This is a genomic window from Thiosocius teredinicola (assembly GCF_002009425.1).
In the GTDB taxonomy this organism is placed as follows: domain Bacteria; phylum Pseudomonadota; class Gammaproteobacteria; order Chromatiales; family Chromatiaceae; genus Thiosocius; species Thiosocius teredinicola.
This window is the reverse complement of the sequence record NZ_CP019936.1, coordinates 130,634-144,159: the sequence shown is the minus strand read 5'-3', so window position 1 is coordinate 144,159 and position 13,526 is coordinate 130,634. Positions and strand designations below refer to the sequence as shown.

The 13,526-nt window shown below is 61.4% G+C and carries 13 protein-coding genes; 4 read left to right on the top strand and 9 right to left on the bottom strand.

Going from position 1 to position 13,526, the window contains the following annotated elements:
* Positions 1-19 precede the first annotated feature (19 nt).
* The 3 genes from B1781_RS00650 (at position 20) to B1781_RS00640 (ending at position 2,207) form a co-directional block, all read left to right on the top strand.
* Positions 20-268, top strand: coding sequence for a GlsB/YeaQ/YmgE family stress response membrane protein (locus B1781_RS00650; RefSeq protein ID WP_078117831.1), 249 nt, complete (start codon positions 20-22; stop codon positions 266-268).
* A 25-nt stretch (positions 269-293) separates the two neighbouring features.
* Positions 294-1,511, top strand: a complete 1,218-nt coding sequence (locus tag B1781_RS00645; protein ID WP_078117830.1) for a TIGR03087 family PEP-CTERM/XrtA system glycosyltransferase — start codon at positions 294-296, stop codon at positions 1,509-1,511.
* 69 nt (positions 1,512-1,580) lie between these two features.
* Positions 1,581-2,207, top strand: a complete 627-nt coding sequence (locus B1781_RS00640; protein WP_456300671.1) for a D-sedoheptulose 7-phosphate isomerase — start codon at positions 1,581-1,583, stop codon at positions 2,205-2,207.
* An 89-nt stretch (positions 2,208-2,296) separates the two neighbouring features.
* On the opposite strand, the gene B1781_RS00635 is transcribed toward B1781_RS00640, so the two are convergent.
* The 7 genes from B1781_RS00635 to B1781_RS00605 all read right to left on the bottom strand — a co-directional run bounded on the left by B1781_RS00635 (position 2,297) and on the right by B1781_RS00605 (position 10,266).
* Positions 2,297-2,557, bottom strand: coding sequence for a hypothetical protein (locus tag B1781_RS00635; RefSeq protein ID WP_125931807.1), 261 nt, complete (start codon positions 2,555-2,557; stop codon positions 2,297-2,299).
* 297 nt (positions 2,558-2,854) lie between these two features.
* A complete protein-coding gene (locus B1781_RS00630; RefSeq protein WP_164513193.1) occupies positions 2,855-3,565 on the bottom strand; it encodes a TIGR04211 family SH3 domain-containing protein in 711 nt (236 codons plus the stop codon).
* 79 nt (positions 3,566-3,644) lie between these two features.
* Entirely contained in the window at positions 3,645-4,205 is a 561-nt protein-coding gene (locus B1781_RS00625; protein ID WP_078117826.1) for a UPF0149 family protein, read from the bottom strand.
* Positions 4,205-6,238 (bottom strand): oligopeptidase A, encoded by a 2,034-nt coding sequence (prlC, locus tag B1781_RS00620; protein ID WP_078117825.1) that lies wholly within the window; start codon positions 6,236-6,238, stop codon positions 4,205-4,207. The genes B1781_RS00625 and prlC overlap by 1 nt, the downstream gene beginning before the upstream one ends.
* 111 nt (positions 6,239-6,349) lie before the next feature.
* Positions 6,350-8,587: a putative bifunctional diguanylate cyclase/phosphodiesterase gene (locus B1781_RS00615; protein WP_078117824.1), complete on the bottom strand. Its 2,238-nt coding sequence runs from the start codon at positions 8,585-8,587 to the stop codon at positions 6,350-6,352.
* Between the two features lie 146 nt (positions 8,588-8,733).
* Positions 8,734-9,690, bottom strand: coding sequence for a GIDE domain-containing protein (locus B1781_RS00610; protein ID WP_078117823.1), 957 nt, complete (start codon positions 9,688-9,690; stop codon positions 8,734-8,736).
* A gap of 3 nt (positions 9,691-9,693) precedes the next feature.
* Positions 9,694-10,266, bottom strand: a complete 573-nt coding sequence (locus B1781_RS00605; RefSeq protein WP_078121857.1) for a LemA family protein — start codon at positions 10,264-10,266, stop codon at positions 9,694-9,696.
* 63 nt (positions 10,267-10,329) lie between these two features.
* Between B1781_RS00605 and B1781_RS00600 the strand changes: the two genes are divergently transcribed.
* Positions 10,330-10,875 (top strand): gamma carbonic anhydrase family protein, encoded by a 546-nt coding sequence (locus B1781_RS00600; protein WP_174575395.1) that lies wholly within the window; start codon positions 10,330-10,332, stop codon positions 10,873-10,875.
* A gap of 66 nt (positions 10,876-10,941) precedes the next feature.
* On the opposite strand, the gene B1781_RS00595 is transcribed toward B1781_RS00600, so the two are convergent.
* Positions 10,942-12,669, bottom strand: coding sequence for a hypothetical protein (locus B1781_RS00595; RefSeq protein ID WP_078117822.1), 1,728 nt, complete (start codon positions 12,667-12,669; stop codon positions 10,942-10,944).
* Between the two features lie 38 nt (positions 12,670-12,707).
* Positions 12,708-13,523: a shikimate dehydrogenase gene (gene aroE / locus B1781_RS00590; protein WP_078117821.1), complete on the bottom strand. Its 816-nt coding sequence runs from the start codon at positions 13,521-13,523 to the stop codon at positions 12,708-12,710.
* Between the last annotated feature and the right edge of the window lie 3 nt (positions 13,524-13,526).

Below are 13,526 nucleotides of genomic sequence, written 5' to 3'. Positions count from 1 at the left end.
TGCGGAAGCAAACCACCGGATGTACATAGTCGCCATTCTGATTGTCGGTGCGCTCGCCGGCTGGATCGCCGCCACCATCGTCAAGCGCCGCGACCTCGGCCTGTGGGGTTATGTCGGCGTCGGCATCGTCGGTGCTTTGCTCGGCGGGCTGGTGCTGGGCAGCATGGGAGTTCGGCTCGGCGGCGCCTTCGGTCAGCTGATCACCGCCACACTCGGCGCCCTGGTTCTGCTCGGCGTGGCAGGGCTCTTCAAACGTAAACGCAAATAGCCCAGCCAGCAGGAACCTGCCGCGCGTGAAAAATAAGCTGCTGTACCTGGTACACCGCCTGCCGTACCCGCCCAACAAGGGCGACAAGATCGCTTCGTTCAACCTGTTGAAGTTTCTCGCCGAGCGTTACGAGGTGTACCTGGGCACCTTCATCGACGACCCGGACGACCGCGCCTATGTCGACGAGGTACGCGCCTACTGCGCCGATCTTTGCGTTGCCGAGATCAATCCAACCGTCGCCCGGATAGCCAGCCTGCGCGGCCTGCTGAACGGCGAAGCCCTATCACTTCCTTACCTGCGCAGCGCAAAACTGCAGGCTTGGACCGACGGTGTGCTGCGCGACATCCAACCCGAACGCGTCGTGATCTTCAGCGGCCCGATGGCACAGTACGTCAGCGGCAAGGTACCGGCCGGCGCCGTCACGCTGTTCGATATGGTCGATGTCGACTCGGAGAAATGGCGCAGCTACGGTGAGCGCAAGCGCTGGCCGATGAGCTGGCTGTACCGGCGCGAGGCCGACAAGTTGCTCGAGTTCGAGCGGCGCATGGCAGCCGAGTTCGATGCCACGGTGTTCGTGTCGAAAGAGGAGGCCGAGCTGTTTCGCGACCTCGCGCCCGAATCGGCGGCCAAAACCACCTACCGCATCCAGGGCGTCGACAGCGACTTCTTCGATCCGTCGGAAACGCTCGACAACCCCTACCCGCGGGGCGCACCGGCGCTGGTGTTCACCGGCGCGATGGACTACTGGCCGAACATCGACGCCGTCTGTTGGTTTGTCGATGAGATCTTTCCACATATTCGCGCCCAGGTGCCGCACGCCGTCTTCTACATCGTCGGCATGCGACCCTCGCCGGAAGTCAGCAAACTCGGCGATCGCGACGGGGTGATTGTGACCGGCGGGGTTCCCGACGTGCGCCCCTACCTCGCGCACGCACACGCCGCCGCGCTGCCGCTGCGCATCGCGCGCGGCATTCAGAACAAGGTGCTCGAGGCGATGTCGATGCAGCTGCCGGTGATCGCAACCCCCGGGGCGATGACGGGTATCCAGCCCTATCCCGGCTTCAGGCCGACGATCAGCGACGACCCGGCCGTGTTGAGCAATGCGGCGATCCGCCTGCTCGAAGCCGATCGCCACGCCGACACCGCCGGCCGTCAGTGCGTGCTCGAACGTTACAACTGGAGCGCCAACCTGGAGCGCATCGCACGCGTCCTTGAAAGCGGGCGGGTTGAGCCCGATCTATAGAAACCGCAAGGTTGTTGCGCTGCGACTTCGCCGGCCACTCAGGCTAGAATTCGCGCCCTGACGCCTGATTTGAACGCTCCGCAAGAGAAAGGTACTGCCTTCATGGCCATCGCCACGCCCGAACTGATCGCCAAGCAGATTGGCGAATCCATCTCCGTCAAGCAGGCGATGCTGGCGGACGATCGCCTGATCAATCAGATCGCCGAAGTGGCGGACCTGATCGTCGACACCTACCGCGCCGGTGGCAAGGTGTTGATTGCGGGCAACGGCGGCAGTGCGGCCGATGCCCAGCATATCGCCGCCGAGCTGGTCAGCCGCTTCACCATGGAGCGCCCGGCATTGCCGGCGATTGCCCTGACCACCGACACCTCGATCATTACCGCCATCAGCAACGATTACGGCTACGACAATCTGTTCAGCCGCCAGCTCGAGGCCATGGCGCGCCCGGGCGATGTCTTTCTGGCGATCTCGACGTCGGGCAACTCAGCGAACGTGGTGCGGGCGCTCGAAGGCGCGGCCGCGCTCAAGCTGGTCAGCGTAGGCATGACCGGTGCGACGGGTGGGAAATTGAAAGCGTATTGCGATCACTGCCTGTGCGTGCCATCGACCGACACGGCACGCATCCAGGAAGGCCACATCACGATTGGCCACATCCTATGCGAAACGACCGAACAGGGGCTGTTCGGCAACGCCTGACGCACCCGGCACGGGCCCGGTCTGCGCGACCGCGCCTTCGGGCTGTGCCTTGATCTGAACCCGGGCGGGTTGCCCGGGCAGGGAACGCCTTACAAACGATCGCCGCGAGCGGCTGGCGCCTCGACCGGACCCAGCGGCGACGGCGATCCGACCGCCATATCGCCCGCCAGAACCGGGTTGTTCCAATAGCTCGAACGGTGCACCGGATGGCTGCGAAGCTTCTGTGCTTCCGCTGCCACCGCCTGATTCCAGCTGCTTGCTCCGTAACCTTCTCCCTGGTCCTGCGCCTGTGCGGCCATTGCACCGGCGGACATTGAAGAAAGAAGCGCCAAAACTACTAACGTCTTCATTACTGCATTCTCCATAACTACATTAGGCATATTTATATGCCCCATAAGTGGATATTAGTAGCGAAATCGGCCGCAGAATCAAGATCTTTAGCGAATTAAGCGAATTTGTGATCAATTTCGCTTATGCCGATCGCCTATCCACCAGGGCATTCGCCCGATTCACAGTAATTATGACAGCTCAGAAGTAATTTTTATCCATGACAATTGTTAATTAATGAAAAACTAATGTATCGGTCAACATCACCCGCACCCCGGGCTCCAGCAGGGGTGCTTAAAACACTGTTTTAATTAGTTTTATTAGATCCGCAGACCCGCGTAGCGCTTGCGGAAGCGATAGTCGATAAACGCCACGCCGACGCCAAAACCAACGACGAGGGCAATCAGGCCGACGATCCAGGCCTGGTGGCGCGTCACAATCCCCGGCCGCGTAGCCGCCTGCTCGGATTCGACCGGTAGCTCGCCCGCCGACAGCAGATCGATCGCGCGCTGCACCCGGGTTTCAAGTTGGTCCAGACGCGCGTCGGCGCCGATGTCGGGCACGAGCTGCGGGGCGGCCGCTGCTTGTTGCAGCGCCTCAATTCTGGCATTCGCCTTGTCGAGCGCATCCTGCAGTTCACGCTCACGGGCACTCGGCGCCGACGGTGCGTCAGCAGAGCCCGCGGCGTCCACCTCGGATTCATTCTCGGCCTTCAGCGTATCCAGTTCCTTCTTCATCTGGCGCAGCTTGGTCTGCGTTTCGAGCAGCAGGGCTTTGGCCGGTTTTTCTTCGGTGACATAGGCCGATTCCACCCACCCGGTGGTCTGGTCGGCCATGCGCACCCGGACGAACTGGGTCTTGCGCTCGAGGATCTCCAGCGGCGTGCCGCTCGAGATCAGTTTTTTCGGCGAACCTTCGACACTCGGTTCGGCGTAGATACCGACGACCAGTTTGTCGGTGATGTGGGCGGCATCTGCCGTAGCGGCAAGGAACAGGAGGACGACCAGCAATCGGCGGGTTATCGGTGGCATCACACTTCTTGGGTGGCTAATCGGAACCCGCTTAGTGTAGCGGGATTTATTGCGACCGACCGGGTGCGCGACACGGCGCCTAGGCGTCTTGGTTCTCGTTCGCGTGGCGCAGCCAGCGGTACAACCCGACTGCCACATCACCGAGTTCACTGACCGTCTCGCGGTGAGCCGCTTCGTTCGGCGGGTCAAACCACTGCGCCTCGTCATACATCAGGAACGACAGGATCGGCGTCAGCAGTGCAGCGGCCTGCTCATCGGCTAGCAGGCTCTCGCGTTTGGCTTCGCCGAGATACTCCATGCCCGAGGCGTAACCCTGGCACCAGCCGTAGGGCAAGGGCAGCATGCTGCCGTCGTCGCGTGGCATCTGCAGTATCAACGGGCCATATTCCGCGCACTCGAGATCGGTCAGCAACTGGCGACGAAACCGCTCGAGCAGCTCGCGCAGACCGTTGTCGCCAGCCAATCCGCCCAGCACCCGATCGAGAACCGCGGACGAACCGGCGTCCGGAGTGACCGCCGTCGCCGTCAGAAAGCCATGCGCGACATCCAGCGGCATGCACGCCGCCTCTTCCATCTGCTCGACCAGGGTAGTCTGCAAGCGGTCGAGCTCCTCCGGCACCAACGGCTCGGTCGCACCCATCAGGCAGCGATCCCGCTGTGCCGCAGCAGGGCATCGATCTCCGGCTCCCGCCCACGGAATGCCACGAACAGCTCCATCGCGTCCTTCGAGCCGCCCTTTTCGAGAATGTTTTGCAGGAACGACTGGCCGGTCGCCTGGTCGAACACGCCTTTCTCCTCGAACAGGGAGAAAGCGTCGGCCGACAGCACCTCGGCCCATTTGTAGCTGTAGTAACCGGCTGCGTAGCCGCCGGCAAAGATATGCGAGAAACCGTGCGCGAAGCGGTTCCAGCTCGGCGGCTGGATCACTGCGACCTCGCGACGCACCTCGTCGAGAATCTCGTAGATGCGGCCGCCTTTGGCCGGGTCGTATTCGCGGTGGATGCGAAAATCGAACATCGCGAATTCGAGCTGGCGCACCATCATCATCGCCGACTGGAAATTCTTGGCCGCGATCATGCGATCGTACAGATTGTCGGGAATCGGCTTGCCGGTATCGACATGCGCGGCGAACAGGTCGAGCGCCTCGCGCTGCCAGCAGAAGTTTTCCATGAACTGCGAAGGTAGCTCGACCGCATCCCAGGCGACGCCATTGATCCCGGAGACAGCGACATAGTCGACCCGCGTCAGCATGTGGTGCAGGCCATGCCCGAACTCATGGAACAGCGTCTCGACCTCGTCATGGGTCAGCAACGAAGGCTTGCCACCGACCGGCGGGGTGAAATTGCAGGTCATGTACGCGACCGGGATCTGTTCGACGGTCTGGGTCTTCATGCGCGACTGGCAATCATCCATCCAGGCGCCGCCCCGCTTGTTCTGGCGCGCGTACAGATCGAAATAGAACTGGCCGCGCAGCCCGCCGTCATGGTCGCGGATCTCGTAGAACTTCACATCCGGATGCCAGGTATCGATGCCGTCGACCTCATGAAAGGTCACGCCATACAAACGGCCGACAACCTCGAACATGCCGGGCACGACGCGGGTGGCCGGAAAGTACGGCTTCACCTCTTCCTGCGTGATGTTGTAGCGATGTTGACGCAGCTTCTCGCTGTAGTAGGCCACGTCCCACGGGTTCAATTCGTCAACGCCGTGATGTTCCGCCGCATAGGCCTGGAGTTCGCCCAGTTCACGCTCGGCCTGGGGCTTGGAGCGTGCGGCCAGATCGTGCAGAAAATGCATGACCTCATCGGTGGAGCGCGCCATCTTGCGCGCCAGCGAACGTTCGGCGTAGTTGTCGAAGCCCAGCAGCTGCGCCTGTTCGTGGCGCAAGGCCAGGATGCGCTCCATGTTGTCGCTGTTGTCGAACTTGCCGGCATTCGGCCCCTGATCACTGGCCCGCGTCTGGTAGGCCTCGTACATCTCGCGGCGCAGCTCGATGTCGTCGGCGTAGGTCATCACCGGGTAGAAAGACGGAAAGTCGAGGGTCAGCACCCAGCCCGACATCTCGCGCTCTTCTGCAGTGTGCTTGGCCAGATCCAGCGCCGATTCGGGCAGCCCGGCCAGCGCATCGACATCGTCAATCTGCTTGATCCAGGCATGGGTCGCATCCAACACGTTCTCGGAGTAGTTGCTGGTGAGCTTCGACAGCTCCTGGCTGATCTCCTTGTAACGCGCCTTCTTCTCTGCCGGCAGGTCTACACCGGACAGGTGAAAGTCGCGCAATGCGTTATCCAGCACCTTGCGCTGCGTGGCATCAAGATCGTCTGTTTTCTCGAAAACCGCCTTGTAGGCGGCGTACAGCTTTTCGTTCTGGCCCATCTCGGTGCTGTAGTCGGAGAGCTTCGGCAGGCAGGCGTTGTACGCGGCGCGCAGCGCATCACTGTTGACCACCGAGTTCATATGCGACACCGGCGACCACACCCGGCCCAGGCGGTCTTCCCATTCCTCGATCGGTTCGACCAGATTGCCCCAGCTGGGCTCAGCGGTGGCCTCGAGCAGTTCGGCGATATGGTTGCGGTTGTCGGCCAGAAGCTGGTCGATCGCCGGCTCAACGTGTTCAGGTTTGATCTGCGAAAAGGCCGGCAGGCCGTCCTGTTCGAGCAAGGGATTGGTCATGTCGTGATACTCATACGCACGGAAGCAATGCCTCGATTCTTACACGAAGCGATGCAGAACGGCAGGGTGGAAAACCGCGGTGTTGCTGGCTGTTTAGCCTGTAAACGACGATCAGGATGGGGCAAGCGTCGGACTGTACAGCAGCAGCACGTTCAGCTCGTCGCTGGGCACCGGCTTGCCGAACAGGAAACCCTGCACCTCGTCGCAACCGGTGCCGCGCAGGAACGCGCTTTGCTCCGGTGTCTCGACGCCCTCGGCCACCACGCGCAGGCCGAGGCTGTGCCCCATCGCGATGATCGCCGACACGATGGCGGCGTCGTCGGAGTCACTCGGGATATCGCGGATGAAGGAACGATCAATCTTGAGCTTCTGCACCGGAAAGCGCTTTAGATAGGCCATCGATGAATAGGCGACGCCAAAGTCATCGATCACGAGGTTCACACCGAGATCATGCAGCATGCGCATCTGCTTTTCGGCGCGGAACGGTCCTTCCATGACCCAGCTCTCGGTAATCTCGAGTTCCAGCCTGTCGCCGGGCAGACCGCTGTTCTGCAAAGCGGCAGCCACGGTTTCGTGCAGCGCTTCATCGTGGAACTGACGTCCCGAAATGTTGACCGACAGGCGGCCGAACTCCAACCCCTGCGACCGCCATTGCTGGGCCTGGCGACACGCCTGGTTCAATACCCAGGCACCCAAGGGCACGATCAGGCCGCTGTCTTCGGCTACCGGGATAAAACGTGACGGCGGAATCTGGTTGCCCTCGCTGTCTTTCCAGCGGGTCAGCGCCTCGACGCCGACCAGACGGCCCGATGCGAGATCGTACTGCGGCTGATAACACAGCGAGAATTCGTCGTGCTCCAAGCCATGGCGGATCTGACGCGTCAGGTGCAGACGCTCTTCGGCGCGCTTGTTCATCTCCGGCTCGTAGAAGGCATAGCGGTTCTTGCCGCTCTCCTTGGCCTGGTACATCGCGGCGTCGGCATGTTTCAACAGCGTCTGTACGTCGCGGCCGTCGTCGGGAAACAGCGCGATACCGATGCTGGTCGTCACGCGGTTTTCCTGGCCGCTGATTTCGTAGGGCTCGGTGATGACCTGCAGCAACTGGTCACAGATCGCCTGCACGTCTGACGCCTGGCCAACGTCGCCGAGCACCACGGCGAACTCGTCACCGCCGATCCGCGCCACGACATCGGCCTTGCGCAAGCGCGATGTCAGACGTACACCGACCAATCGCAGCACCTCGTCACCGGCGGCGTGCCCGTAGGTATCGTTGATCAGTTTGAAGCCGTCGAGGTCGAGAAACAGCAGCGCCAAGCGGCCGCCCGAGCGTGCGACGCGGTTGATCGCATGCAGCAGGCGGTCCTGCAGCAATACGCGGTTCGGCAGTTCGGTGGTGGCATCGTAGTGTGCCAGGCGATGGATACGCTCGGCCGCGAACTTCTCGGCCGAGATATCGCTGAACATGCTGACATAGTGCTGCAGGCGATTGCCGCGATCGCGTACCGCAACGACGGTGCGGTTCTCCGGATAAACCTCGCCGTCGCGTCGCCGGCTCCACAGCTCGCCGACCCAGTTGCCACGGCGGTCGAGCGCCGATTGAATCTCGTCGCGTAGGTTGGGATCGTCGCGGCCGGCGCTGAGCATGCTGTCGCGCCGACCCAGAACATCGTTTTCCGACCAGCCGGTGATCTCGGTGAAGGCCTCATTGACCTTGCGGATACGGTGTTCGGTGTCGGTGATCATGATGCCCTGCGGGCTATGATCGAACACGCTTGCCGTGAGCTGCAGCTCTTTCTCGACCTGCATGCGCCCGATCTCGAGCGAGATTCGATCGGCGTACAGACCAAGCACCGGATGAATCCAGGAGTCCTTGCTCATCGGCTGGGTGTCGGCGACAACGACGATGCCGATCTTTTCGCCCTGGGCATTCTTCAATGCGGCCCCGAAATAGCCGTCGATCTCGAACTCGGCGATCAGCCGGCTGTCCGGATAGATCTCACCCGCCCCCTGCCTGATGAACACTCGGTCATGCTGTAAGACATCGACGCAAGGCGAGCCTTTGAGCTCGTAGGTGAACCGCTTTCCCGCCTGCTCGTCGGCCCAGAAGGCGACCGCGGAGATCTTGTTTTTGGTGTCGTCGGTGTAAGTAGCGATGTACGCGTAGGCGACGCCGTAGGCCGACGTCAGCAGGCGCACGCAGTCGGTGAAGAAACGCGTGCCACCGCTCGATGAAGCGGACGCGAGCGCAGCTACCGCTTCGAGAGCACGGTCGCCCGGGCGTTGATCGGCGATGCCGACTGTGCCGCCGAGTTCAACCTGCGGTGGTCCGATCTTTTTGGGCAACAACACGCGTTCTCACAATCCTTTAGACAATCCCATATTAGCCGAAGCGACAACCCGCCGATTGCGCGCGTCACAGCAAATGTCGCGATCGGGGCGGAAGCTAATTAGGTAACGCTAAAAACCGTTCGCCAAGTCCTTTTCTTAACGTTTTTTTACACTCTTGTCGATAACATCAGGATGAAAGACCCGCCAAAAAGCGCGAACCCGAAGAACCCCAATCGCATGCGCCAGCGGTAGCGCGACAGCAGGTCGAATTCCTCCATGTTCGACAGCAGAAAATAGCGCCCGTCTGCGGGTTTCCCGAGCGTGTGGGTCGACTCGCCCAGCAGGTGTTCGGCCAATTCGGCAGATGCCTGTTTTTCGGCGAGGCGGCGCGCCCTTTCCCATTCCTCGGCATCGATCAACCCATCGCGGTTGGTATCGAAGCGCTCGCGCAGCGTGTCCGGCCGCTGCTTCCATTCGCGCAGCACCTCCGCCGTCAGTTGGCTCAGGCTGGCGACCTGATCGGCAGGACTCAGGGTGCGAAACTGACCGATCACGTATAGCGGATCATCGTGCATGATCAGCGCTTCCGTATAACGGTAGTCGCCGGAGTCGACACCAATACTTTCGAAAATCCTGCCACTCCAATTGGCAAGCAGGTCAGGCATGGCGCCCAGGGCGACCGTACGCATGTGCACCCCCGGTGGCTCCCAACCGCTGCCATTATCGAACCAGGAACGTTTGTGATTGGTCGACACCTCGGCGCCTTCCGGGTCGATGACGCAGATCCCCGTGGCATCGTGCAGCGCAAAAATGGCATCGCTGGTACCGGTTTCCACCGTGCTCCAGTTCTTGCCGTTGTACTTCTGAATGCGATAGCTGTACCAGCAGCAGGCGGTCTTGGATAACGGCGCAATGATGGGCTCACCATCGAGCATGCGGGCCTTGCCGATGAGTTCGACGTACCCCTGCGGCGCGGAGCGCACGCGCGCAGTCGGCACATCTTCGATGTGACGCGTTCTGCGCAGACCGGAGAATCCGAAGTAGAACGCCACCGCAGTCAACCCTGCGGTGATAAAGAGGTACATGGCCGGCGCATGCGCCAGCTTGTACAGGAAGTCAGACATGGCTTACTGAAACAGGGCGCCCACGTTCACGTCAGCGGTTTCCTCAACACTGAATTCAAGCAGATCGGCCGATTTGAAATTGAACATGCGCGCGATGATCACATCGGGGAACTGCTCGATGCGCACGTTGTTGGCATTGACCGAGGCGTTGTAGAACTCGCGACGGTCGGCAATACCGTTTTCCAGCCCGCTGATGCGCGATTGCAGATGCTGGAAACTCTCGTTGGCTTTCAGATCGGGGTAGGCTTCAGCGACCGCGAACAAGTTGCCCAGCCCCATGCGCAACATCCCTTCCGCACGACCGACGCCATCAACATCGTGCGCCTCTTGCGCACTGGCGACGGCGGCACGCGCCCGCATCACCTGCTCGAGCGTCTCACGCTCGTGTTTCATGTACTGCTTGCAGGTCTCGACCAGTTTCGGCAGCTCGTCGTGGCGCTGCTTCAGCAGCACCTCGATATTCGACCAGGCCTGGCTGACGGCGTGTTTCAGCCCTACCAGGTTGTTGTAGATCACAATGGCATACACGATCACGACTACCGCAACACCAATGAAAACCATTGTTCCTACACCCATTTTCCCGGCTCCTTATGCCTGTTAAGTTGTTGTGCAACTATATCGGCAGCTTGTCCAATAATCATGAGTTCTACCCGCAGCTTCGAACAACACGGCCCGCAGATCGACCCGGATGCCTGGCTCGACCCGACCGCGCTGGTCATCGGCGACGTACACATCGGCGCCGGATCGAGCATCTGGCCGGGGGCGATCGCACGCGGCGACATCAACAGCATCCGGATCGGGTGCGATACCAACGTGCAGGACGGCAGCGTGCTGCACAACAGCCACGATGGCCCGTTCATGCCCGGCGGCTCGCCGCTGGTGATTGGCGACCGCGTCACGATCGGTCACCGGGCGATCCTGCACGGCTGCGAGATCGGCGATGACTGCCTGATCGGCATGGGGGCGATCGTGATGGACAAAGTCGTCGTCGAATCCGGCGTGGTGATCGGCGCCGGCAGCCTGGTGACGCCGGGCAAACGCCTGCAATCCGGCTATTTGTATACCGGCAGCCCGGCGCGGCAGGTGCGGCCGCTCAACGACAAAGAAAAGACTTATTTCGCCTACTCGGCGAACTACTACGTCGAGCTGTCGCGCCGCCACAAAGCGGCGCTCGCCATCGACTGAGGCGTTGCATCCAGGCACAAAAAAGCCCGGCGCACCGAAGTGCGCCGGGCTTCGACGTCGGATCGCTTAACGCAGTTCCATAACCTGGTCCATGGTCAGGCCCTGCTTGTCGGCCAGCACCGACACACGGACGCGATCAAACAGTTGCGCCTGCATACGGAAGCTTTCCAGTTGCGTGCGCATTTCCTGGGCCATGGCCGCATCTCCCGATGCTTCCATGTTGGCCGCTGTCTGCTCTACCAGGCCACCGAACTTTTCGACCAGCTTGTGGATGCCGTAGTCGAACACCATCAGCGGCGCCGGCGTGGTGGGTGTGGCGTCGAGCATCGATTGGGCAACGCTGGTCGAGTCGTTGCCGGCGACCAGCATCAATGACTGATCCTTCATCGCGACCTTCACGTTCGGCATAGGCGCCTGAATGCCTACTTCCGGCGGCAGGTCGACAAAGGTGCCGTCGCTCGGCACGTCGAGTGCGGCCAGTGCCGGATTGAACATCGCGCCCATGGCGAAGATGCCACGCGGGTCATCCACCGCCGCCAACAGGCCGGCCTTGACGTCGGTCGGCATCATGGTCTGCGGATCGAGCGTCAACTCGTCGAGTTGCAGATTGAAACCCTTCACGCCCGCGGTCATCGGGCCAAACACCATGCTCAGCTGCGGAATCGCCTGCTGGATCTCGTCTTTGTCGACCCACTCGCACTCCGCACCGTTATTCATGACGTAACGCAGTAGCGACTCGATGCCGTTGCGCAGCTGCGGCAGGTCGACGCCCACGCCGACCGACATCATGCCGTCATACGGCTGACCGACACCCGGTACCGGGGCGGCGAGCTTCTGCAGCTGTTCGGCCACGACCGGACTGGTTTCCCAGGTGAAGCGCGCGACCATGCGTTCGTCTTTGGCCTCGGTAATGCCGGCCACCATGCGCGGCATGTTGGCCACCACGCCTTCGGTCAATGCCGAACAACCCGCTGACATCGGTACCGGTTCCGGCTGCAGGGCCTTCATGATCTCGGCGTTACGCCCGGTCGCTTTGCCCAGGGCGATGCTCAACAAGGTATCCACCTTGATGAAGCCCTCGCCGTAGCCGACGAAACCGTATTTGTCGGTAAGCGCCTTGATGTCGCCATTGTCGGCCAAGGTCTTTTCCGGTGCGCTCTGGCCCAGCAACAAGGGCAAATCGGTGTCGAAACGTGAGTCGACGAGCGCGCCGGCGATCGCGTACTGGTCGGTGACGGCCAACACCGCGTCCACCGGGCCCATATCGATGCGGCGGTATTCCAGCTCACCTGCCTTGGCGCGGTCGGCGGCAACGCCGGCTTTCTGCTCGACACGGTCGAGCATCGCGTTGAACTTGGCGGCATCGGAGATCTCGACACGCATCGCCGGCAACACGCCGATGCCGTAGATTACCGAGCGCGGCGCCGGCTCGAGGCCGAGTTCACGCACCTGTTCGATCGACTCATGACCCTCGAATTCCGACAAGATGGCGTCGAGAATATCGAATCCCTTGGCGACCTTTTCCGACTCGGGCGAGCCGGCGGCTTCGGCTTCGATCTGCTCGCGCACACTCGCAAAAATCTTGCGTTGCGAGGCAAGTTGCGCGGCGTAGTAGTTGCCGAGCTTGTCACGCAGACCATCCGGCAGCTTTTCACGCGTTACAAATACATAAGGGGTTTCGGCCGGCACAAATTGCAGTAGTCCGGCTTCCGGCGGCTCTGCTTCTTGCGTACACGAGGCTGTCAATCCCAGCAATACAGATGCAGCCAGGGTTCGCTTTATAAAACGGGGCATTCGACTCACTCCAGGGTCAAAACAAATTCAAAACAAAACTAGGCGGCCCGCAATTGCTCGATGACCGCTTCGGTGTCCGGGCGAACGCCGCGCCACAGCCGAAACGACTCTGCCGCCTGCTCGACCAGCATGCCAAGGCCATCCAACGCTCGCTGAGCACCGTGATCCCGGCCCCAACGCACGAATGCCGTGGGTTCATGACCGTACAGCATGTCGTATGTCCAGCCGCCCGTTGCCAGGCAGTCGTCCGGAATGGCCGGTACTTTAGCCGCCAAACCGGCAGCCGTACCATTAATAATCAGATCAAATTGCTGATTTTCGAGCTCATCCAGGCCGCAACCGAGCACATTTCCCGCATCGGCGGTAGCGCCCGCCAAGGCAAGCGCCTTGCCCGGCGTACGGTTGGCCACTACCAATTTGAGCGGTTGTTCAGCCAGCAAGGGGCGCAATACGCCACGCACTGCGCCGCCCGCTCCGAGCAACAGAATGCGAGCACCTTGCAGGCGGAATCCGTGATTGCAGCCCAGGTCGCGCACCAGGCCGACACCATCGGTATTGTCGCCGAGCAGACCGTCTTGTTCGACGATCAGGGTGTTGACCGCACCGGCATCGGCCGCGCGGTCGGTCAGGCGATCGGCCAGACGGCAGGCCCGTTCCTTGAACGGTACCGTGACGTTCAGCCCACGCCCCCCTTTGGCGACGAATTCTTCCACGTCGTCCTCAAACTCTTCGAGGTCGCCGAGAATCCGGCCGTATTCAACATCCTGTCCGGTCTGGGCGGCAAACGCGGCGTGGATCTGCGGTGATTTGGAATGTTCGATAGGGTTGCCGATGACGGCATAGCGATCGGACATCAA

What these genes read in the sequence shown, in the direction of transcription:
- B1781_RS00650 (WP_078117831.1), top strand. Translation starts at nt 20, where the DNA reads ATGTACATAGTCGCCATTCTGATTGTCGGTGCGCTCGCCGGCTGGATC.
- B1781_RS00630 (WP_164513193.1), bottom strand. Translation starts at nt 3,565, where the DNA reads ATGCCACCGATAACCCGCCGATTGCTGGTCGTCCTCCTGTTCCTTGCC.
- aroE (WP_078117821.1), bottom strand. Translation starts at nt 13,523, where the DNA reads ATGTCCGATCGCTATGCCGTCATCGGCAACCCTATCGAACATTCCAAA.
- B1781_RS00610 (WP_078117823.1), bottom strand. Translation starts at nt 9,690, where the DNA reads ATGTCTGACTTCCTGTACAAGCTGGCGCATGCGCCGGCCATGTACCTC.
- B1781_RS00625 (WP_078117826.1), bottom strand. Translation starts at nt 4,205, where the DNA reads ATGGGTGCGACCGAGCCGTTGGTGCCGGAGGAGCTCGACCGCTTGCAG.
- B1781_RS00600 (WP_174575395.1), top strand. Translation starts at nt 10,330, where the DNA reads ATGAGTTCTACCCGCAGCTTCGAACAACACGGCCCGCAGATCGACCCG.
- B1781_RS00635 (WP_125931807.1), bottom strand. Translation starts at nt 2,557, where the DNA reads ATGAAGACGTTAGTAGTTTTGGCGCTTCTTTCTTCAATGTCCGCCGGT.
- B1781_RS00605 (WP_078121857.1), bottom strand. Translation starts at nt 10,266, where the DNA reads ATGGGTGTAGGAACAATGGTTTTCATTGGTGTTGCGGTAGTCGTGATC.
- prlC (WP_078117825.1), bottom strand. Translation starts at nt 6,238, where the DNA reads ATGACCAATCCCTTGCTCGAACAGGACGGCCTGCCGGCCTTTTCGCAG.
- B1781_RS00595 (WP_078117822.1), bottom strand. Translation starts at nt 12,669, where the DNA reads ATGCCCCGTTTTATAAAGCGAACCCTGGCTGCATCTGTATTGCTGGGA.